Origin of the sequence: Streptomyces sp. NPDC049879 (assembly GCF_044461265.1) — a bacterium.
Taxonomy (GTDB): Bacteria; Actinomycetota; Actinomycetes; order Streptomycetales; family Streptomycetaceae; genus Streptomyces.
Map to the genome: position 1 here is coordinate 455,799 of NZ_JBITKT010000004.1, position 20,495 is coordinate 476,293.

At 75.2% G+C, this 20,495-nt stretch carries 21 protein-coding genes; 9 read left to right on the plus strand and 12 right to left on the minus strand.

The window, feature by feature from the left end; all coding sequences use genetic code 11:
• Positions 1-36: 36 nt before the first annotated feature.
• Positions 37-1,779 (plus strand): stealth family protein, encoded by a 1,743-nt coding sequence (locus ACIBPC_RS16920; RefSeq protein ID WP_398845215.1) that lies wholly within the window; start codon positions 37-39, stop codon positions 1,777-1,779.
• 367 nt (positions 1,780-2,146) lie between these two features.
• Here ACIBPC_RS16920 and ACIBPC_RS16925 read toward each other — a convergent pair whose 3' ends face one another.
• The 4 genes from ACIBPC_RS16925 to ACIBPC_RS16940 all read right to left on the minus strand — a co-directional run bounded on the left by ACIBPC_RS16925 (position 2,147) and on the right by ACIBPC_RS16940 (position 5,754).
• Positions 2,147-3,637, minus strand: a complete 1,491-nt coding sequence (locus ACIBPC_RS16925) for a helix-turn-helix domain-containing protein (RefSeq protein WP_398845217.1) — start codon at positions 3,635-3,637, stop codon at positions 2,147-2,149.
• 117 nt (positions 3,638-3,754) lie between these two features.
• Positions 3,755-4,630, minus strand: a complete 876-nt coding sequence (locus tag ACIBPC_RS16930; RefSeq protein ID WP_398845219.1) for a MauE/DoxX family redox-associated membrane protein — start codon at positions 4,628-4,630, stop codon at positions 3,755-3,757.
• Between the two features lie 13 nt (positions 4,631-4,643).
• Positions 4,644-5,255, minus strand: a complete 612-nt coding sequence (locus ACIBPC_RS16935) for a cell wall protein (RefSeq protein ID WP_398845222.1) — start codon at positions 5,253-5,255, stop codon at positions 4,644-4,646.
• A gap of 73 nt (positions 5,256-5,328) precedes the next feature.
• Entirely contained in the window at positions 5,329-5,754 is a 426-nt protein-coding gene (locus ACIBPC_RS16940; protein ID WP_362960134.1) for a hypothetical protein, read from the minus strand.
• Between the two features lie 404 nt (positions 5,755-6,158).
• On the opposite strand from ACIBPC_RS16940, the gene ACIBPC_RS16945 reads away from it, so the two are divergent.
• A complete protein-coding gene (locus ACIBPC_RS16945) occupies positions 6,159-6,434 on the plus strand; it encodes a hypothetical protein (RefSeq protein ID WP_362960136.1) in 276 nt (91 codons plus the stop codon).
• Positions 6,435-6,584: 150 nt separating this feature from the next.
• On the opposite strand, the gene ACIBPC_RS16950 is transcribed toward ACIBPC_RS16945, so the two are convergent.
• Positions 6,585-7,460 carry a GNAT family N-acetyltransferase gene (locus ACIBPC_RS16950; protein ID WP_398845225.1) on the minus strand — a complete coding sequence of 292 codons (876 nt, stop codon included), beginning with the start codon at positions 7,458-7,460 and terminating at the stop codon, positions 6,585-6,587.
• Between the two features lie 62 nt (positions 7,461-7,522).
• On the opposite strand from ACIBPC_RS16950, the gene ACIBPC_RS16955 reads away from it, so the two are divergent.
• Positions 7,523-7,750 (plus strand): DUF3099 domain-containing protein, encoded by a 228-nt coding sequence (locus ACIBPC_RS16955; RefSeq protein WP_398845228.1) that lies wholly within the window; start codon positions 7,523-7,525, stop codon positions 7,748-7,750.
• 5 nt (positions 7,751-7,755) lie between these two features.
• Here the strand turns inward: ACIBPC_RS16955 and ACIBPC_RS16960 are convergent, their stop codons facing one another.
• Positions 7,756-9,066 carry an Nramp family divalent metal transporter gene (locus tag ACIBPC_RS16960; RefSeq protein ID WP_362960145.1) on the minus strand — a complete coding sequence of 437 codons (1,311 nt, stop codon included), beginning with the start codon at positions 9,064-9,066 and terminating at the stop codon, positions 7,756-7,758.
• An 83-nt stretch (positions 9,067-9,149) separates the two neighbouring features.
• On the opposite strand from ACIBPC_RS16960, the gene ACIBPC_RS16965 reads away from it, so the two are divergent.
• From ACIBPC_RS16965 to ACIBPC_RS16975, 3 genes are all read left to right on the plus strand, one after another.
• A complete protein-coding gene (locus ACIBPC_RS16965; protein ID WP_398845232.1) occupies positions 9,150-10,397 on the plus strand; it encodes an arginine deiminase in 1,248 nt (415 codons plus the stop codon).
• A 78-nt stretch (positions 10,398-10,475) separates the two neighbouring features.
• Positions 10,476-11,477: an ornithine carbamoyltransferase gene (gene argF / locus ACIBPC_RS16970; protein ID WP_398845235.1), complete on the plus strand. Its 1,002-nt coding sequence runs from the start codon at positions 10,476-10,478 to the stop codon at positions 11,475-11,477.
• A 107-nt stretch (positions 11,478-11,584) separates the two neighbouring features.
• Positions 11,585-12,055 (plus strand): DUF4396 domain-containing protein, encoded by a 471-nt coding sequence (locus tag ACIBPC_RS16975; protein ID WP_398845237.1) that lies wholly within the window; start codon positions 11,585-11,587, stop codon positions 12,053-12,055.
• A 15-nt stretch (positions 12,056-12,070) separates the two neighbouring features.
• Here ACIBPC_RS16975 and ACIBPC_RS16980 read toward each other — a convergent pair whose 3' ends face one another.
• From ACIBPC_RS16980 to ACIBPC_RS16995, 4 genes are all read right to left on the minus strand, one after another.
• Entirely contained in the window at positions 12,071-12,799 is a 729-nt protein-coding gene (locus ACIBPC_RS16980; RefSeq protein ID WP_398845240.1) for a response regulator, read from the minus strand.
• Entirely contained in the window at positions 12,787-13,971 is a 1,185-nt protein-coding gene (locus tag ACIBPC_RS16985; protein ID WP_398845242.1) for a sensor histidine kinase, read from the minus strand. The genes ACIBPC_RS16980 and ACIBPC_RS16985 overlap by 13 nt, the downstream gene beginning before the upstream one ends.
• Entirely contained in the window at positions 13,968-14,663 is a 696-nt protein-coding gene (locus ACIBPC_RS16990; protein WP_362960158.1) for a hypothetical protein, read from the minus strand. Before ACIBPC_RS16990 ends, ACIBPC_RS16985 begins: the two co-directional genes overlap by 4 nt.
• A gap of 140 nt (positions 14,664-14,803) precedes the next feature.
• Positions 14,804-15,796, minus strand: coding sequence for a LysR family transcriptional regulator (locus ACIBPC_RS16995; RefSeq protein ID WP_398845627.1), 993 nt, complete (start codon positions 15,794-15,796; stop codon positions 14,804-14,806).
• Between the two features lie 125 nt (positions 15,797-15,921).
• Here ACIBPC_RS16995 and ACIBPC_RS17000 point away from each other — a divergent pair, with 125 nt between their 5' ends.
• From ACIBPC_RS17000 to ACIBPC_RS17010, 3 genes are read left to right on the plus strand one after another with little or no spacing between them, the layout of a single operon-like run.
• Positions 15,922-16,845 carry a zinc-binding dehydrogenase gene (locus tag ACIBPC_RS17000; RefSeq protein WP_398845245.1) on the plus strand — a complete coding sequence of 308 codons (924 nt, stop codon included), beginning with the start codon at positions 15,922-15,924 and terminating at the stop codon, positions 16,843-16,845.
• Positions 16,842-17,858, plus strand: a complete 1,017-nt coding sequence (locus ACIBPC_RS17005; protein ID WP_398845248.1) for an alpha/beta fold hydrolase — start codon at positions 16,842-16,844, stop codon at positions 17,856-17,858. The genes ACIBPC_RS17000 and ACIBPC_RS17005 overlap by 4 nt, the downstream gene beginning before the upstream one ends.
• The gene (locus ACIBPC_RS17010; protein WP_362960165.1) at positions 17,855-18,601 is read left to right on the plus strand and encodes an SDR family oxidoreductase; all 747 of its coding nucleotides are present in this window, start codon (positions 17,855-17,857) and stop codon (positions 18,599-18,601) included. Before ACIBPC_RS17005 ends, ACIBPC_RS17010 begins: the two co-directional genes overlap by 4 nt.
• Before the next feature lie 49 nt (positions 18,602-18,650).
• Here the strand turns inward: ACIBPC_RS17010 and mmuM are convergent, their stop codons facing one another.
• Positions 18,651-19,553 carry a homocysteine S-methyltransferase gene (gene mmuM, locus ACIBPC_RS17015; RefSeq protein WP_398845252.1) on the minus strand — a complete coding sequence of 301 codons (903 nt, stop codon included), beginning with the start codon at positions 19,551-19,553 and terminating at the stop codon, positions 18,651-18,653.
• The gene (locus ACIBPC_RS17020) at positions 19,550-20,473 is read right to left on the minus strand and encodes an LLM class F420-dependent oxidoreductase (RefSeq protein ID WP_398845254.1); all 924 of its coding nucleotides are present in this window, start codon (positions 20,471-20,473) and stop codon (positions 19,550-19,552) included. The genes mmuM and ACIBPC_RS17020 overlap by 4 nt, the downstream gene beginning before the upstream one ends.
• Positions 20,474-20,495 lie beyond the last annotated feature (22 nt).

Below are 20,495 nucleotides of genomic sequence, written 5' to 3' on the forward strand. Positions count from 1 at the left end.
GCGCGCAGATCCGTCACAGAGAGGGCACTCCCCGCCATGCAGCCACGTATCAGAGCACTCGGAGCGCGGCTGCTGCCCGACGGCGTCCGGCAGGCGCGCGCGGAGCGGCGGGAGGCGGCCCAGGCCGAGGAGGCCGAGCGCAAGCGCAGCGAACGCGTGGAGGCCAGGCGCTGCGCGCTGCTGGAGTCGGACCAGGCGATCCGCGCGGTGGAGGCCGGCGGGACGGTCTTCTACGGCAGGACCGTGACCCGTTTCAACGCGGCCGACGCCGCCGCGCGCAACCTGGGGCTGGTCTGCGACGCGCTGGAGAGCGCCGACATCCCGTACTTCCTGGTGCCGGGCCGCTCCCGTACGCGCCACGTCGTCGGCGTGCGCCACGCGGACCGCAAGCGGCTGCTGTCCGTCCTGCGCCGCACCTACGGCGGCAGCGCCCTGTACGCCATGCGGGCGAACGCCGAGACGCTGCCGGCGGACGCCGTGCTCTACGCCGACGGTTCCCTCCCCGCCGCGCTGAAGCGGCAGGACACGATGCGCTTCGGTGAACTCCTCCTCGGCCCCGCCGGGGAGGTGCTCGCCGACTTCGACCACGCCTGCGAGGTCGAGTTCTGGCGCGACGGGAAGCGGTTCCTGGAGGACGCGAAGCTGGTCGAGCGGCGCGGCACGCTGCGGAGCCTCGCCCCGGCCCCGGTGGTCGCCGAATCGCTGGTCGCGCCGCGCTACAACGCCGTGACCGACACCCTGCCGCCCGAGGCCCTCGTCCCGGCGACCCTCACCGTCGCGGGCCGCGCCCACCCGACCTGGGAGGGCTTCTCCCACCCGCTCGCCGACACGGTCGACTTCCCCGTGGACGTCGTCTACACGTGGGTGGACGGCGCCGACCCCGAGCTGGCCGCGAAGCGCGACGCCTACCGCGCGCAGGCCGGGGCGCCCCGCATCAACGCGCGCGAGCTGGGCGCGTCGCGGTACGAGAGCCACGACGAACTGCGGTACTCGCTGCGGTCCCTGGAGATGTACGCCCCGTTCGTGCGGACGATCCACATCGTCACCGACGGGCAGACCCCGGACTGGCTGGACACCTCGGCGCCCGGCATCCGGATCGTGGACCACAAGGAGATCTTCGCCGACCCGTCGGTCCTGCCCGTCTTCAACTCCCACGCCATCGAGAGCCAGCTGCACCGCATCCCCGGCCTGTCGGAGCGCTACCTCTACCTCAACGACGACTTCTTCGTCGGACGGCCGGTCGACGCCGGGTACTTCTTCCACGGCAACGGCATAGCCAAGCTGCCGACTGCGCCGTTCCAGATCGGCCTGGGCGAGCCCCACCCGGACGAGCCCGCGCCCAACTCGTCCGGCAAGAACGCCGCGCGCCTGCTGCTGCGGCAGCACGGGCGGCTGGTCGTCAACAAGTTCAAGCACGCGCCGCAGCCGCAGATCCGGGCGGTGATGGAGGAGCTGGAGGCACTCTTCCCCGAGGAGATCGCCAGGACCGCCGCGAGCCGCTTCCGGTCGCTGACGGACGTCTCGATGACGGCGACGCTGCACCACCACCACGCGTACCTCACCGGCCGCGCGGTGCCCGGCAGGTACACGATGCGCTACGCCGACATCGGCAGGCCCGAGTCCGCCGAGGTGCTCGCCGAGATCGCCGGGACCCGCAAGTACGACTTCTTCTGCCTCAACGACGTGCAGACGCCGGAGGAGGAGAAGGAGAACGCGGCCGCGCGCCTGCGCGGCTTCCTGGAGGCGTACTTCCCGCTGCCGAGCCGCTTCGAGCGCTGAGGGGCGGACCTGGCCCGGCGACCGGCCGGGCCGGGCGGGCCGCGGCGCCGTGCAGGACACCGTGGCACCCGGCCCGGCCGGTGCCGGACCGTGTCGCGCGGCCGCACGGGCTCCGCTTCCCCCGTGCCGCTCCCCGCGGACGGGCCCGTTCGGCCGCTGCCACCCTCCGCCACGCCCGGAGGCGGGCGGAGGGCACCGGTGCACGGGCGGACCCCCCTGGTGTTGCCGACCGCCGTCGGCCGTGGTGCGGACGACCGGCGGCGTCACCGCCCCTGCCCGGCCCACGCTACGAGCGGGCGGCCACGTCAGGCCACGGTGCACGGCGCCCAATCCGCCGCCCCGGCAGTGCACGGTGCCCAGACGGGGATCAGGCGGGGGCGATCCGGAACGCGAGGACCAGGTCGTGGACGCCGGAGCCGGTGCTGAGGAAGTCGCGGCCGAGCAGCTGCTCCGCCGTGCGCAGCCGGGTTCTGACGGTGTTCCGGCTGCTGCCGAGGCGTGACGCGGCCCGCTGGGCGTCGCCGTTCTCCTGCGTCCAGGCCCGTGCGGTGCGCAGCAGTTCAGGGCGCCGCGGCGGGCGCAGGGGCGCCAGCAGGGCGCTGGCCCAGGCGACGGCGGGCGGGGTGGCCAGGAGGTCGGTGAGCGCGGGGGCCGGGCGCTCCGGGGCGCGCAGGATGTCGGCCGTCGGGGTCAGGGCCAGCGCGAGGGCCAGCTCGGCGCGGGACCCGAGGTCGCCGAGGTCGGTCTTCAGCAGGTCCTCGGCCGTGCGGAGCCTGGCCGTGACGGTGTTGCGGCTGATGCCGAGCAGCCTGGCGACGCCCACGCGGGGGATGGTGAGGGCGAGGCGGACGACGTCGAGGTGGGTGTCGGGCACCTCGGTGAGCGGCCGGAGGAAGGCGTGGGCCCAGGCCCGTGCGGGGCCGTCGGGCAGCAGGCTCTCCAGGGCGGACGGGCCGAGGTACTCGGCCGTGCGGTCGCGGGCCGAGCGCGCCATGGCCAGGGCGTGGCGGGCCTGTTCGTACGCCACCGCCGTGGCGGACTGCGGATGCGGGGCGCTGACGCCCAGCGCGTAGCGGGGGTTCTCGGCGACGAGCCGGCGCAGCACGGGGCCGAGGGGCGGGGCCTCGGCGTGCTCGGGCGGGGCATCGGCGGCGTCCGAGGGCTCGGGGACCAGGCAGATCACATGGTCGTCGTACACCGGGCAGGGGATCATCAGGCCCTGGCCGTGGTAGCCGACGGCGTCCTCGTACTCGCTCACCAGCGGTTCGCGGTCGCCGGGCGGGCAGCGCAGCAGGTGGACGCGCAGGCGGTCGCAGTCCAGCAGGGCCGGGACGGCGCCGGTCGTGATCCGGCGGGCCAGCAGCGGCTTGCCCGACAGCAGCGTCATCAGGACCGCCACCCGGACCTGGCCTGCCTTGCGCCGGTAGGCGCGGGCGGTCTCCTCGGCCCGCGCCGCGCCGCGCAGCAGGGCGAGGACGCTGCCCGCGCGGGACGCCAGCGAACGGGCGGCGGGCGGCAGCGCGCCCGTGTGCAGCACGGCGAGCACCGGCCGGGGGCGGTGGTGGCCGAGCGCTTCGAGCGATATCCGGGCGCCGTCGAACTCGGTGACGGCGGCGGCCATCTCACCGCGCGTCAGGCGGCGGAGCAGCGGCCTGAACCCGTCCGGCGCCCCGCCGGGGAAGCCGGGCGTGGCCGCCTCCACCGTGCCGCGTTCGCAGATCAGCGCGACCTCGGCGCCGGTCCGCCGTCCCAGCCAGGCGACGACATGGCCGACGTCGGGCCCCGGGCGCAGCGCCGCACCGCCCCTGAGGCCGCGCAGCAGTTCGTCGAGCCCGTCCTCGTCCCTCACGTCCCTCACCGGTACGTCCGGTCTCCCTTCGCGCCCGCGAGGGGGCGCCGAGGCGTCCGCGTGTCCCCGACAAGGCTAATGCGGCGGGCCGGCGGCGCGGTCGCGGCACCGGCCCGCCGCCGTGGTTCAGCGGGCGAGCAGATCCGGCGTCAGCACCTCGTCCGTCCCCTCGTCGACGACGCTGACGCGGACCGCCGTGCCGTGGGGCCGGTCCAGGTCGGCGTCCGCCGGGAGCGCGAACAGGACGGAGACCGGGCGGTCGCAGGCGCACGCGGGGTCGTGCCGTGCGCCGGTGTAGTGCAGGATGCGCCAGCCGTCGTCGTCCCAGTGCTCGACCAGGCCGGAGCGGACGAGCGGGGCGGCCGTCTCCCAGGCGAGGGACCGTTCGAGCAGTTCCACCGTGGCGGCGACCGGGACGGTCCCCGCGCCGCCGGTGAGCGGGTTGCCGAACAGGCGCACCCGGAGGCGACGCAGGGGCAGTTGCCAGGTCCGCCCGGGTGCGGCCGAGAGGAACGCGAGCAGCGCCGCCGCGCCCGCGAGGACCAGGGCCGCGGCGGCGGGCCGTGCCCGTACGGCGGACCACCAGGGCGTCGCGGACGCGGCCGCCAGGACCCCGCCCGCCGCGACGGCGGCCGCGCGGGCGAAGGAGGCCCAGCCGATGGGCGCCTCGTACCGGGCGGTGCAGCCGCAGGACGCCTCGGGCGCGATCCAGCGGGAGACCGCGAGGTAGGCGAGGAATCCGGCGCCGAGCAGCGCTGTCCCGGCGCCCGGCAGGGGGTGTCCCGGCGCGGCGGCGAGCCCGGCGGCGAGCAGCAGTTCGGCGGCGCCCGTGGCGCGGAGGACGAGGACAGCGCGGTCGGGACCGCCGGCCAGGCGGGGCAGGGCCGTACGGGCCGCCTGCGCCCGGAGCGAACGCCGGGCGAGCTTTCCGGCGCCGGTCGCGGCGAGCAGGGCGGCGAGGGCGAGCGGGAGGACGCTCGCGGCGAGGGTGGTCGTCGGCATGGCGCCCGCCCCGTCAGTGGCCGACCGTGACGCGGACGACGTCGATGCCGCCGTCCGCGGGCCGCCAGGCGCCGAGGATCTGCGCGGGCTGGCCGATGCGCAGCCGCGACAGGTCGGTGGTGAGGGCGCTGCCCGCGTAGGAGGCGGCGGTCTCGGGGAGGGTGTGGCCCACGAGTTCGTCGTTTCCGTGGGCGAGGTGGAGCCGCTGCTTCTGGATGCCGCGGATGGTGGTGTAGATGTTCACGATGTTGACCCACACGGCGTCGGCGGCGAGGGTGCCGTCCGGCATGGTGACGCCACGCGCGTAGAGACCGTCGCCGACGCGGACGTCGTCGAGCGTGACGGCGCGGACCTTCCAGACGCTGGTGGCGATGGTGATCTGGATGTGGTGCGTCTCGCCGTACGAGCCGGCGACGTGCAGCATGCTGCCGCGGATGGCGCCGACGCGCCCTTCGGCGAAGGTCGTCGTGGTGACGGCCGGGTCGAGGGAGGGGGTGGGCGGGGCGAAGGCGGCCTCGGCGTCCGTGGCGCCGAGGGCGGAGGCGCCGACGATGGTGGCGCCGCCGACGGCGGCCGAGGTGAGGAAGCCGCGTCGGTCGACGCGCGATGAGCGGGTCACGGTCATGGGTGGGGGTGTCCTCTCACTCACTTCTTCGGGTCACAGGGGTGCGGTGCGCGTGCGTGGGTGCCGTGCGGGGTCACTCGGTGATGAGGACCGGGAGGACGCCTGAGCTGAGGCTGCCGATGGCGGAGAAGGCGGCGGGCGTCAGGTCCAGGACGCGGTTGACGCGGCAGCTGCCGCCGCAGCACGCCTGTTCGCCGCAGAAGCTGCGGGTGCGGGGGCCGCAGTCGGTGATGGTGATGCAGACCGTCGCGCCGGAACACTGGTGGCGGACGTTCATCACGGAGCCGCAGCCGCGGCGGGGCATGCCGCCCTCGCCGCAGAGGTCGGGGCGGGTGATGTCCCAGCAGGCCTGGCTGGCGTTGGGCCAGGCGCCGTGGTTCGCGGCGGAGCGGCAGTTGCCGCAGGCGCCGCCGCCCGCGCTGGCGCAGGGGCCCCAGGCGGCGCCGCAGCAGAACCAGGTGGTCTCACCGGCCCAGAGCGAGGTGGTCGAGCAGGCCATCGCGTACTCCCTTCGTGGCAGGACGCTCCGGATTGACCTGTGCATGACATGAAACGGGCCGCACGGGGGCACGGGACGACGGGGTGACGCGGGGATGGTGACGGTGGGGAGCTTCGTCCTGTGCCGGGCACGGTGGGGGATCAGGCAGGACAGGCGGAGCGTTCGTCGGACTGGCCCATAATCCCGGTTCTCCCGGACCCGCGCCAGAGGGCACCGGGACCGCGATTGGTCGGACAACTGGCGTGTTGCGTACGCGTTCTGAACAGATGTCATCCCAGTCGGACGGAAACCGGTCACCGTCCGTCCCGTTAACACACATTCACCGCAGGTCGCATGAGAGATCGGGTTACGGGGGAGGTGACCATTGACCGGCTGACCACCCGGCGACGGTGAGGAGCTCGATCATGGACCACGCGATCGACAACAGGATGGACCACAGGCTCGACCGGCGGACGACGCGGCGCACCCGGGTGCTGTTCGCGGCCGTCTTCGCCGCCGCCGTGCTGCTCTCCCCGCTGCTGGTGATCTACGAGTTGCTGGCGGGGGCCGTGGGCCTGGTGCTGACGGGGATGGTGGCGCGCGCGTCGGACGGCGCGGCGACCATGACGGCCACCGTCGTGTTCGCGGGGCTGCTCGCGGGCAGCCTGCCGTACCTGGCGGCCGCGCCGTTCGTCTCCTGACGGGGACCTCCCGGCGGCATCGCCGGGACGACACACACCCGCGGGGCGGGGCCGCCGACCGGTCCCGCCCCGCCGCACGTTCCGCGCCGGGGCCGGGAGAGCCGGGGCCGGGAGAGCCGAGGCCGGGAGAGCCGAGGCCGGGAGGGGACGTCAGGCCGGGCGCAGGCGCACCGCCGCGCGGTCGAGGACCGGCCGGAAGCCGAGGCGGTGGTAGAGCGCGTTGCTCGTCGGGTTCGCCAGGTCGGTGAAGAGGACGACCTCGCGCGCCCCGCCGCCGAGGGCCCGCGCGGCGGCCGCCGCCGTCAGCCCGGCCGCGTAGCCGCGTCTCCGGTGCTCGGGCGGCGTCCAGACCTGGTTGATCCGCACCACGCCGCCGACCGGACGGGTCGTGCCCGCCGTCGCCACGGGGACGCCGCTCGCGTCCTCCCACATCAGGACGCTCCCGGAGGCGAGCCGGTCGTCGGCCATCGAGGCGGCGCCGCGCAGCAGTTCGGGCTCCCCCAGGGCGTGCGCGTACCCCGCCATCCACCGGACCAGCAGGTCGCGGTCGGCGGCCGTCCCCGCCCGTGCCCGGCCCGGCGGCGGTGGCACCGGCGGCGCGAGGGCCGTGAGCCGGTGGAGGCGGGAGAGGCGTACGGTGCTGGCGGTCCCGGCGGCGTGGCCGGGCAGCCGCAGCCAGGCGTCCGCGAAGTCCCCGGCCACCTCGCGGGGCACCTCCGCCACGTCGGGCGCCGCCGCGCCGTCCGCCCCGCCGAGCACCGCCGCCAGCGGCGCGACGGCCGCGCGCGGCAGGGGCGTCGCCTGGAGGGCGCGGGGCGGGGTATGGACGAACGCCGCGCCGGCCCGCCCGCCGCCGTCGCGCCACCAGCCGAACCGGGGCGGGAGGCCGCCGAAGACATCCGGCCCGGCGGCGGCCAGCGTGTCGCACAGCGTCAGCGGGACGGTGTGCTCGACCGGCCGGGAGTGGAGGAAGGTGTGCGCGTGGCGCAGGAACGTGCCGAGGTCGCCGGTGGTCGTCCAGGTCATGCGCCCATCCTGGCCCGGGGCGGCGCGCCGCGCGGCGCGGCGGCCCGGTCTAGCCTGGGGCGATGTACGAGCGGAGGCGGCGGCGGTACTTCGCGCTGATGGCGGTCTGCCTGGTGCTGTTCGTCGGCGCGGGCACGGTGGTGCGGCTGTGGTCGGTGCCGCTGGCGATCGCGATGTGCGTGGTGGCCGCCGCCATCCCGCCGCTCGCGGCAATCACGGCGAACCGGCGCGGCCCCGACGACCCGTGGTGGGACGAACGCGACGGGCACGACGGGCACGACGACCGCTGATCGCGTCACCAGGGCAGGTCGCGGATCTGCTGCACGCACAGCACGACGAACAGCACGCCGGACCCGGCCAGCATCACGTTGCTCACCGGCCCGTTCCGCCACTCCCGCGCGACCCGGTCGGTGTTCAGCATCCACAGCAGCGTGAGGGCGAGGAAGGGCATGAAGAACGCGCCCAGCACGCCGTACGTGACGATCAGCCCGATCGGCTGGTCGAGCCACAGCAGCCCCATCGGCGGGAACGTCAGCCACAGCAGGTACGCGCGGAACGGCCACGACCGCTCCCGCGCCCGTTCACGCCCCGGGTCGGCGCCGCCCTCCGCGCCCGCCGCCTCCGCCGGGAGCGCGCGGGGCCACAGCCGGGCGACGAAGTCGGTGAACAGCAGGCTGACCCCGTGCCAGACGCCGATGACCGAGCTGAACGAGGCGGCGAAGAAGCCGATCAGGAACAGCTTCGCGGTGGCCGCGCCGAAGCGCGCCTCCAGCACGTCGCCGACGTCGAGGAGCCCGCGGTCGCCGCTGGCCAGCGCGATGTCGGCCGCGTGCAGCAGCTCGGCGCCGATGACGAGCATCGCCACGACGAACAGCCCGGTCGTGGCGTACGCGACGCGGTTGTCCAGCCGCATCATCGGTATCCAGCGGGGGCCGGTCCAGCCCTTGGCGGTGACCCAGTAGCCGTACGCGGCGAGCGTGATCGTGCCGCCGACGCCGCCGATGAGGCTGAGGGTGTACAGCGTGGAGCCGTCCGGCAGCGTCGGCCACAGCCCGGCGCCGAGCGCGGGCAGGTCGGGCGAGACGCGGACGGCGATGCCGACGACGACCACGAACATGACGCCGACGAAGCCCATCATCAGCTTCTCGACGACCGCGTAGCGGTTGAACCAGACGCAGACCAGGCCGAGCAGCCCCGTCAGGATGCCCCAGGTGCGCAGCGAGGGCCCGTCGGGGAAGAGCGCGGCCAGCGGGAGCCCGCTCGCGGACATGGCGGTCGCGCCGTACACGAACCCCCAGACCACGACGTACACCGCGAAGTAGGCGACGGTCCAGCGGCCGAGCGTCCGCCAGCCGTCGAAGATGGTCGTGCCGGTCGCCAGGTGCCAGCGGCCGGTCGCCTCGGCGAGGGAGATCTTGATCAGGCAGCCGAGGACGGCCGCCCAGACCAGGGTGTAGCCGTACCGCTCCCCCGCCACGGCCGTCGCCACCAGGTCGCCCGCGCCGACGCCGGTGGCCGCGACCACCAGCCCGGGACCGATCAACCGCCAACGCGCGCCGGGAACTTCGGCGCCGGTCTCCTCGTGCGTCTTCGTCACGCAAGGCATCCTGCCCGCAGATCATGACCGCGACAACGCGGATGCGAACGTTTTTTCCGGCCGCCGCCCGCGCGCGGTGGTGCAATGGGGGCATGACCTTCCATGTCGCCTCGGAGACCGGACGGCTGCGCCGGGTGATCCTCCACCGGCCGGGACTCGAACTGAAACGCCTCACGCCGAGCAACAAGGACGAGCTGCTCTTCGACGACCTGCTGTGGGTGCGGCGGGCGCAGGAGGAGCACGACGTCTTCGCCGCGCTGCTGCGGGAGCGGGGCGTCGAGGTGCTGCTCTTCCAGGACCTGCTGGCGGAGACCCTCGCCGTGCCCCGGGCGCGGGCGCTGGTGCTCGACCGCGTCTTCGACGAGCGCGAGTACGGGCCGCTGGCGACCGGGCGGCTGCGGGCTGCGTTCGACGCGCTGCCGACCGCCGAGCTGGCCGAGGCGCTGATCGGCGGGATGACGAAGCGTGAGTTCCTGGCGGGGCACGCCGAGCCGGTGTCGGTGCGCTTCCATGTGATGGGCATGGACGAGTTCCTGCTCAACCCGCTGCCCAACCACCTTTTCACCCGCGACGCGTCGGCGTGGGTGTACGACGGGGTGGCGATCAACGCGATGCGGTGGCCGGCGCGGCAGCGCGAGAGCGTCCACTTCGAGGCGGTGTACGGGCACCACCCCCTCTTCTCCCGCGCGGCAGACGCCGGGGATGCCTTCCGCTACTGGGCCGAGGGGCAGGGCGCGCAGCCGTCCACCATCGAGGGCGGGGACGTGCTGGTGATCGGCGAGGGCGCGGTGCTCGTGGGGATGAGCGAGCGGACGACGCCGCAGGCGGTGGAGCTGCTGGCGCGGCGGCTGTTCGCGGCCGGGTCGGCGCGCCGGATCGTGGCGCTCGACCTGCCGAAGCGGCGGGCGTTCATGCACCTGGACACGGTGCTGACGATGGTGGACGGCGAGACGTTCACCCAGTACGCGGGCCTGGGGATGCTGCGCTCGTACACCATCGAGCCGGGCGAGCCGGAGGACGGCGGCCCCGGGCTGCGCGTCACCGACCATCCGCCGGGGCACATGCACCGCGCGATCGCCGCCGCGCTCGGCCTCCCGGCGATCCGGGTGGTGACCCCGCGGCAGGACGTGCACGCGGCCGAGCGGGAGCAGTGGGACGACGGGTGCAACGTGCTGGCCGTCGAGCCGGGCGTCGTGATCGCGTACGAGCGGACGGTCACGGCGAACGAGCACCTGCGGGCGCAGGGCTTCGAGGTGCTGGAGATCCCGGGGAGCGAACTGGGGCGCGGCCGGGGCGGTCCGCGCTGCATGAGCTGCCCGGTGGATCGCGACCCCGCATAACCATGTAGCTTTACGTATATAGTTCCAGTCATTTCCCGCTGTTCCCACCATTCCCACTGTTCGACGTATGGAGCCGTCATGGCGCTGAACCTCACGGGCCGCCACCTCCTCAAGGAGCTGGACTTCTCGGCCGAGGAGTTCCTGTCCCTCGTCGCCCTCGCGGGCGAACTGAAGGCCGCCAAGCGGGCGGGCACCGAAGAGCGCCGCCTCACCGGCAGGAACATCGCGCTGATCTTCGAGAAGAACTCGACGCGCACCCGCTGCGCGTTCGAGGTCGCGGCGGCCGACCAGGGCGCGTCCACCACCTACCTGGACCCGGCGGGGACGCACCTGGGGCGCAAGGAGTCGCCCCGGGACACCGCCCGCGTGCTGGGCAGGATGTTCGACGCGATCGAGTTCCGCGGGGCGGCGCAGAGCACCGTCGAGGAACTGGCGGCGTACGCGGGCGTGCCGGTCTACAACGGGCTGACCGACGACTGGCACCCGACGCAGATGCTGGCCGACGTCCTGACGATGACCGAGCACTCCGACCGGCCCGTGGACGAGCTGTCCTTCGCCTACCTGGGCGACGCGCGCAACAACATGGGCAACTCCTACCTCGTCACCGGCGCGCTCCTCGGGATGGACGTGCGGATCGTCGCGCCCCGGGCCCTGTGGCCGGACGAGGCGGTGCAGGGCGAGGCGCGCCGCCTCGCCGGGACGACCGGTGCGCGGGTCACGCTGACCGAGGACGTCGCCGAGGGCGTGCGCGGGGCGGACTTCGTCGCCACGGACGTGTGGGTCTCGCTGGGCGAGCCGGCCTCGATGTGGGACGAGCGGATCGCGCTGCTGCGGCCCTACGCCGTCACGATGGAGGTGCTGCGGGCCACGGGGAACCCGGACGTGCGGTTCCTGCACTGCCTGCCCGCCTTCCACGACCTCGGCACCGAGGTGGGGCGGCAGGTGCACGAGCGGCACGGCCTCACGTACCTGGAGGTGACCGACGAGGTGTTCGAGTCGGCGCAGTCGGTCGTGTTCGACCAGGCGGAGAACCGGCTGCACACCATCAAGGCCGTGATGGTCGCCACCCTCGCGCCCTGAGCCGACACGCGCGGACGCCCCCTCCCCCGGCGGATACCCCCTAGGGGTAATGTCGCGGGGAGGGCCGCACGCGCGGTCCGTGCGACCAGGGAGACCGGGGGCACCGCATGCGGCACGAAGGACAGGACGGCGGACAGGCGTCCGCGGGCTGGGGTATGGCGGTCCGGGCGACCCTGCACTGCCTGACGGGCTGCGCGATCGGCGAGGTGCTCGGCCTGGTCATCGGCACCGCGCTGGGCTGGGGTGTCCTGCCGACCGTGCTGCTGTCCGTGGCGCTCGCCTTCGTCTTCGGCTACGCCCTCACCCTCCACGCGGTCGTCCGCGCGGGGGTGGCCCTGGGCGCGGCGATCGGTGTGGCCCTGACGGCGGACACGCTGTCGATCGCCGTCATGGAACTCGTGGACAACGGCACGCTGCTCGTGATGCCGGGCGCCATGGACGCGGAGCTGTCGGACGGCCTGTTCTGGGCGTCGCTGGCCCTGGCGCTGGCCATCGCCTTCCTGGTGACCACGCCGGTGAACCGGTGGATGATCGCGCGCGGCCGGGGCCACGCGGTCGTGCACCGCTACCACCACTGACCGCCGCCGGGCGCGTCATCCGTCGGCCTCGTGGACGAGGATGGCGACCTGCACGCGGTTGTCGCAGCCGAGTTTGTCGAGGATGCGCGACACATAGGTCTTCACCGTGCCGACGCTCATGAACAGCTCGGCGCCGATCTCCGCGTTGGACCGGCCGCCGCCGACCGCCAGGGCCACCTCACGCTCCCGGACGCTGAGGACGGCGAGCGCCTCGCGTGCGCGCAGGGCGCGGCGCGCCCGTTCCGCCTGCTTGCCGTCCCGGTCGCCGAGGCCCTGCTCCCGACCGCTGCCCCTACCGCCCCCGCCGCCGCCACCGACCCGCAGGACGTGGTCGATCAGCCGTGTCGTGACGGCGGGCGAGAGCATCGACTCGCCGCTCGCCGCGACGCGGACGGCCCGCAGGAACTCGGTGGGCGGCACGTCCTTCAGCAGGAACCCGCCCGCCCCGGCGCGCAGGGCCCGCAGGACGTACTCGTCGGTGTTGAAGGTGGTGAGCACCACGACCACGGGGCCCGTGCCGTCGGCGCGCAGGGCCTCGGTGGCGGCGAGGCCGTCCATCCTCGGCATGCGGATGTCCATCAGCACGACGTCGGGCTTGTGGCGCCTGGCCGCCTCGACGGCGGCGACGCCGTCCGCCGCCTCGGCCACGACCTCGATCCCCGGGTCGGCGCCCAGGATGAGCGAGAGCCCGGTGCGGACGAGGGCGTCGTCGTCGGCGACGACCACCCGGATCAGCTCGGCCACGGCAGACGTGCCTCCAGTCGGAACTCGATCCCGCCGTCCCGGCGGCGGCGCGCGCCGTAGTCGATACGGCCGCCGGTGAGCTGGACCCGCTCGGTGAGGCCGACGAGTCCCGAACGCGCGCCGGGCGCGGCGGGCGCGGCCCCCGGGTCGCCCAGCGGGTTGGTGACCCGCACCAGCAGCTCGCCGTCCTCGGGGAGGTCGAGCAGGACGCGGGCGCACCGGCCGGGCGCGTGCTTGCGGGCGTTGGTCAGGCCCTCCTGGACGACGCGGAAGGCCGTGCGGCTAGTGGAGGACGGCGCGTCTCCCGGGTCGGCCAGCCGGTCGTCCAGCTCGACGGCGGCCCCCGCCCCGGCCGCCTCGGCGGCGAGCCCGGCTATGTCCCCGATGCCGGGCTGGGGCCGCGTCGAACTCTCCCCGCCGGGGCGCAGCACCCCCAGGATCTCCCGCAGGTCCTCCAGGGCCTGGTGGGCGCTGGAGCGGATGGTGCCCGCCGTCGCGGCGATCTGGTCGGCCGCCATGTCGGGCCGGACCTCCAGCGCGCCCGCGTGCAGGCTGAGCAGGGTGATCCGGTGGGCCAGGACGTCGTGCATCTCGCGGGCGATGTGCTCCCGCTCGCGGCTGCGGATCTGCTCGGCGCGCAGCGCGGCCTCCGCCTCCGCGCGCTCGGCGCGGTCCCGCAGCGAGGCCACGACCTCCCGCCGGGCGCGGATCACCATGCCCCAGGCGACGAAGGGCGACATGAGGACGACGCCGAACACCAGGTTGAACGCGATCTGGCCGAGGACGCCCGCCCCTGCCGCCGCCACGTCGGGGTCGGGCCAGAGCATCGCGTACGGCACGCCGCCCGCCAGGTAGGCGGCGGACATCAGCAGGGTGGTGCGCCAGGGACGGTGCACGGCGACGGTGAAGAGCGCGACGACCGAGGCCGCGCCGACGTACTCCGCGAGCGCGGCGATCGGGAGGATGAACAGGGCGACGCCCACCGGGTGTTCGCGGCGCCACCACAGTGCCGCGCAGCCCGCGGCGGACGCCACCAGCGCGGCGGTGAAGGCCGCCGGGTGCCCCTCGCGTCCGCTGTTCACCGCGTCGGCGGCGAACAGCAGGCCGGCGAGCAGCGACAGGGCGAGGGCGACGACGTCGGTGATCCGGTTCTGCCGGTGGGTGCGGGTCATGACCGCACCAGCGGTCGCCAGTACTGGCGGCTGCCCTCGTCGCGCACGGCGAAGCCGGACTTCTCGACCTCGGCGCGCAGTTCGGCCGTGTCGTCGTGCGCCTTCTTGCTCAGGGCGGCCTCCCGCGCCTTCAGCAGCGCGTTGACCGCGCCGGGGAGGTCCGGTGTCTCGGGGACCCAGCGGCGGTAGAGACCGGCGTACGGGTCGGCGGCGCACCACGGGTAGCCGTGGGCCGTGAACGCGCGCTCGATCGCGTCGGCCGACATCTCGGAGGTGTCGCGCAGCAGGTGCCGGGACTCGCGGTCGAGCACCACCAGCCGCTTGCCGTCCAGGAACACGGTCTCGACGTCGTGCCGCCGTATCTCGCGGACGGCCTCGTCCTTCCGCACCGTCAGCGCCTCGTCGGTGACGGTCACCCGCAGGGTGCTCTCGATGGCGGCGAACGCGAGCAGCAGCCCGGCGGCCAGCCCCAGGACGCCGAGGACGAGCGCGACCCAGCCCGCGTCCCACGAGGCGATCAGTTCGAACGGTCCCTGCATCGGCGCCCAGCGCAGGCCGGCGACCCAGTCGGCGACCGGCGGCAGGAAGAAGCCGGCCAGCGCCCCCAGCACCGGACCGCCGCACAGCAGCACCGCCTGGTCGGCGCGGGGCATCCCCAGCTCCGTCGCCGTCCTCTGCCGCTCCCCAGCCATGATCCCGTTCCTCTCGGCGCGTCCCTCCCGCCGCGGGCGCTCCGCCGCCCGCGGTGCCGGTCCACCCGGCCACCACGACCGTACGGGCGGCCCGGCGCCCGGCGACAGTCATCCAAAGTCGTCGTCCTCGGCGGCGGCAGTCATCCAAAGTCGCCTTCCGCCACGACCGAAGTCATCCCCGCGGCCGTACCCGCCGGGAGATGCGGCTCCGGCAGCCAGTCGCGCGCCGGGTCGTACTCCAGCCACCGGCTCGACCGCGCCTCCGCCGCACAGGCGGCGGCGAGCCGCCGCAGCCCCGGATGCCCGTTCTCCCCGGCCCACAGCAGCGACCAGGCGTACAGCGGCGTCGGCTCCACCAGCGGCACGGACCTGAGCCCGGGGACCGCGGGCAGCGGCACGTCGGCGGGCATCAGCGAGAAGCGGCGCGGGTCCGCCACCAGTTCCGCGAGGAAGTGGTCGAGCCCCAGGTTGGCGCCCTCGGCGCGCTCGGCGATGCCGAAGTGCGCGGCGAAACGGTGCAGGAAGTCCAGCCGGTCGAGCGCCCCCGGCGCCCACAGCACGCCGCCCCGCAGCTGCCCGGGACGGAGCGCGGGCTCGTCCGCGAGCGGATGCCCCGCGCCCAGGACGGCGTCCACCGGCTCCAGCCGCACCAGCCGGTGCGCGAGCCCGGCGGGCAGCGGCGGGTGGACCCGGCCGAACGCGGCGTCGATCTCGCCGTGCAGCAGCGCGGCCGTCACCGACGGCAGGTCGCGCCCGTGCCCCAGCGCGAACGGCGGCTCCCCGGCCCTGTCCGCGGCACGCTCGGCGATCCGGGCCATCGTCCGCATCGGCGCGTACAGATGCCCCCACACGTCGATCCGCAGGGGCCGCCGCTCCCCCGTGACCGCCACCACCGCGGCCTCCCCCGCGGTGAGCGCGCGCCTGGCAGGCCCGAGGAACCGGTGCCCCGCCTCGCTCAGCCGCACCCCCCGGCCGTCGCGCACGAACAGCTCCGCGCCCAGCAGCGACTCAAGCCTGGCGACGCGCTTGGACAGCGCCTGCTGCGAGATCGACAGCGCCTCCGCCGCGCGCCCGAAGTGCAGCGCGTCGGCCGCGAGTACGAACGCGCGGACCTGTCCGAGATCCAGGTCCAGGTTTTGGTCCAGGTCTTGGTCCAGGTCGCCGCGCACGCCCCTCACCATAGGCGACAACCGGAAGGTGTCGGCCGCTCCCGCCCGTTGTTGGCCCCTCGGGCCGTGGCCGCTGTTCGATCGGCGGCATGCGACAACTGATCCCCACGGGCGATCCGCGGCGGCCGGTGGCGTTCGCCGAAGCCGCCCAGCCCGTCCCCGCGCCCGACGAGGCGCTGGTCCGCGTCGAGGCGTTCGCGCCCAACCGCGGTGAGACCTTCCTGCTCGAACGGCCGGTCCCCGGCGCACGCCCCGGCAAGGACATCGCGGGCCTGGTCGTCCAGCCCGCCGCCGACGGCTCGGGCCCGCGCGCCGGTACGCGCGTGGCCGGCCACCCGCCGCACGGCGGCTGGGCCGAGTACGCCGCCGTCCCCACCCACTCGCTCGCCGCCCTCCCCGACGGCGTCGACTCCGTCCGGGCCGCCGCCCTCCCCCTCGCCGGGATCACGGCCCTGCGCCTGCTCCGCGCGGCCGGGAACCTGGTGGCGGCCCGCGTGCTGCTCACCGGCGCCTCGGGCGGCGTCGGCCACTACCTGACCGAACTGGCGGCCGCCGCGGGCGCGGAGACCACCGTCGTGACGGCCACCCCCGGGCGCGCCGCGCGGCTGCTGGAGCTGGGCGCCGCGGCGGCGGTACGCGGAGCGGCGGACGCGCGGGGCCCGTTCGACGTGGTGCTGGAGTCGACGGGCGGCGCGGAGCTGCCCGCCGCGCTGTCACGGCTGGTGCCGGGCGGCACGCTGATCTGGTTCGGCCAGGCGAGCCGTACGCCCGTCACCCTGGACTTCTTCGACCTGCTCGGCGGCCCCGCGGGCGCCACCGTCCGGCACTTCCACTACGCGGGCGCCCCGTACGCACCGGACCTCGCCGCGCTGGTGCGGCTGGTGGACAACGGACGGCTGCACCCGGAGATCGGCCGCGTCGCCGACTGGGCGGAGACCGCCGCGACGCTGGCCGACCTGCGCGAGCGCCGCATCCGCGGCAAGGCCGTCCTCACGATCGGAGCCGCCGCGTGAACGCCCTGGCCGCCGCTGCCGCGTTCGCCGAAGCGCAGTGGACGCGCGCCACCGGCGCGGGACTCGACCCGCACGAGTACCGGCGCGTCACCTCAGGGCTCCGCTCCCTGGACGACTGGTGCCCGGCCTTCGTCCGCGCCGCCCGCGAGCACGCCGCACGCGCCGCACAGGCCGCGTCCCCCCTGTCCGCCGGTGAGCACCTGCGGACGGCGGCGCGGTGGTTCCACGCCGCCACGCTGGCGCCGCACCCCGAGCAGGCACGTGCCGCCGCCGACGCGGACGACGCCCTGGCCCGCGCGCTGCCCCTGCTCGACCCCGGCGCCCGCCGCATCGCGGGCGAGGAGTTCACCGGCTGGCTGCGCGGCCCCGGCGACGCCCCGGCCACCGTGGTCGTCGTGCCCGGTCTCGACTCGGCGAAGGAGGAGTTCCAGGACCTGGTGGACGCGCTGCTGGCCAGGGGCGTCGCGGTGTACTCCATGGACGGCCCGGGGCAGGGCGCGCTCGCCGCCGCCACGGCCGTCCGGGCGGACTACCACCGGGTGATCGGGCGGGTCGTGGACGCGCTCGGCGTCCCGCGCGTGGGGCTCGTCGGCATGAGCCTGGGCGGCTGGTACGCGGCCGGGAGCGCGGCGTACGAACCGCGTGTGGCGGCCGTCGCCACGGTCAGCGGCCCGTTCCGCCTCGACTGGGACGCGCTGCCGGGGCCCGTCCGGGACATCCTCGCGCGCCGGGCCCGGGGGGAGGACGCGGCGCGGGAGTTCGCGGGGCGGGTCGACCTGTCGGCGCTGGCGCCGCGGATCAGCGCGCCGGTTCTCGTCGTGGACGGTGGGCAGGATGTCATCCCCGGCGCGGAGAACGGGGAGCCGCTGGCCCGCCTGGCGCCGCGGGGCGAGTACCTGCTCGTCCCGCACGGGGACCACCTCCTCGGCAACGCGCGGTCCGACTGGCTGCCCGTGCTCGCCGACCGGCTCACCGCACTGCTCACCGGCACCACCGAAGGGGAATCCGCATGAACCGCTTCACCGGCAAGACCGTCCTGATCACCGGCGGCACCAGCGGCATGGGGCTCGCCACCGCGCGGCGGCTGATCGCCGAGGGCGGCCGGGCCGTCGTCACCGGCAGGACCGCCGAGCGGGTGGACGCCGCCGTCGCCGCGCTCGGCGAGGCCGCCTCCGGCGTCGTGGCCGACACCGCCGACCTCGCCGCCGTGGACGGGCTGATGGAGACGGTGCGGGAACGCCACGGCCTGATCGACAGCCTCTTCGTGAACGCCGGGACCCTGCTGCTCAAGCCGTTCGCCGAGATCACGGAGAAGGACTGGGACCAGGCGCTCGACGTCAACCTCAAGGGCGTGTTCTTCACGGTCCAGAAGGCGCTGCCGCTGCTCGTGGACGGCGGCTCGGTCGTCCTCAACGCCTCGTGGACCCTGCACCGGGGCAACAGCGCCCTCACCGTCTACTCGGCGACCAAGGCCGGGGTCCACAACCTGGCCCGCACCCTGGCGGCGTCGCTCGGGCCGCGCGGCATACGCGTCAACTCCGTCAGCCCCGGCTACATCGACACCCCCATGTACCCGGTCGAGGCGCTGAGCCCCGAGGACGCGGGGGCCCTGACCGGCCGTGTCCTGGCCGGGCGCTTCGGGCGGCCCGAGGAGGTGGCGGCGGCCGTCGCGTTCCTCGCCTCGTCCGACGCGTCGTACGTCAACGGGCAGGACCTGGTCGTGGACGGCGGCCTGGTGGGCGCCATCCCCGGCTGACCCGCCGCACGGAGAGGGTGGCGGGCCGTCAACGCCCGTCACCCGCCCGTCACCCGCCCGCCAGTTGCTCCGCCATCGCCGCGATCCCGCCGGGGCCGACCCGGCAGCAGCCCCCGATCAGCCGCGCCCCCGCCGCCCGCCACGCGACGGCCGCCTCCGGCGCGAACCGCGACGGCCCGCGCCAGCGGCCGGCCGCCCCGTCCCACTCCTCCCCGCTGTTGGGGTAGGCGACGGCGGGTTTGCCCGTCACCGCCACGGCGAGCCCGACCGCGGGCAGGACCTCGCGCGGGTCACAGCAGTTGACACCGACCGCGACCACCTGGTCCACGCCCGCCGCCAGCGCGAACGCCTCCCGCAGCGGCTGCCCGGCCCGCGTCCTGCCGCCCGCGACGGTGTACGACAGCCACACCGGTACGCCGCACCCCTCGGCCGCGCGCAGCAGCGCCTCCGCCTCCCGCACGTCGGGCACCGTCTCCAGCGCCAGCACGTCCGGCCCCGCCGCGGCCAGCGCCTCGATCCGGGGCCGGTGGAAACGCGTCAACTCCGCGACCGGGAGACCGTACCGCCCCCGGTACTCGCTCCCGTCCGCGAGCACCGCCCCGTAAGGACCCACCGACGCGGCCACCCACGCCCGCCGCCCCGACTCCGCGACGGCGCGCCGCGCGAGCCGCACGCCGTCCCCGAACAGCCGCTCCGCCGCCGCCCGTCCGGCCCCCCGCCGCGCGAAGCCCTCGAACGACGCCTGGTAACTGGCGGTCGTCACCACCTCGGCGCCCGCCCGCAGGTACGCCGCGTGCGCCGCGACGAGGGCGTCCGGCGCGTCCGCGAGCAGCCGCGCCGTCCACAACTCGCCGGACACGTCCTGGCCCTGGGCGGCGAGCTGGTTCGACAGCCCGCCGTCCAGCACCAGGGCGCGGCCGGACGGCGACAGCGCGGGGAACGCGGGGCTCACCCCAGCTGCGGCGCCACCCGGGAGGCGATCAGCTCCAGGTGGTCCAGGTCGTCGAGGTCGAGGATCTGGAGGTAGATCCGCGACGAGCCGATGGCCGCGAACGCGCCGATGCGCTCGGCCACCTCGTCCGGCGTGCCCGCCAGCCCGTTGGCCTTCAGCTCATCCACGTCGCGGCCGATCGCCGCGGCGCGGCGCGCCACCTCGGCGTCGTCCTTGCCGACGCAGGCGACCAGCGCGTTGGAGTACACCAGGTCGTCCGCCTTGCGCCCGGCCTTCTCGGCGGCGGCGCGCACGCGCCCGAACTGCGCGTCGCTGTCCTCGACCGAGCCGAAGGGGATGTTGAACTCGTCGGCGTACTGGGCCGCGAGGCGCGGCGTCGTCTCCTTGCCCATGCCGCCGAGCAGCACCGGAATCCGCTCCTGCACGGGCTTGGGCAGCGCGGGCGAGTCGGTCAGCCGGTAGTGCTCGCCCTCGTAGGAGAACGTCTCACCGGCCGGGGTGCCCCACAGCCCGGTGACGATGGCCAGCTGCTCCTCGAGGCGCGGGAACTTGCGCTTCGGGAACGGGATGCCGTACGCCGTGTGCTCCTCCGCGAACCATCCGGCGCCCAGGCCCAGTTCGACCCGGCCGCCGGACATGGCGTCCACCTGCGCCACCTGGATCGCGAGCACACCGGGCAGCCGGAACGTCGCCGCCGTCATCAGGGTGCCGAGCCGGATGCGGCTGGTCTCCCTGGCGAGGCCGGCGAGGGTCACCCATGCGTCGGTCGGCCCGGGCAGGCCATCCCCGTCGCCCATGCGCAGGTAGTGGTCGGAGCGGAAGAAGGCGTCGAAGCCCAGGTCCTCGGTGGCCTTGGCGACGGACAGGAGGGTGTCGTACGAGGCGCCCTGCTGGGGTTCGGTGAAGATACGCAGATCCATGCCCCCATCATGCACACCCCCG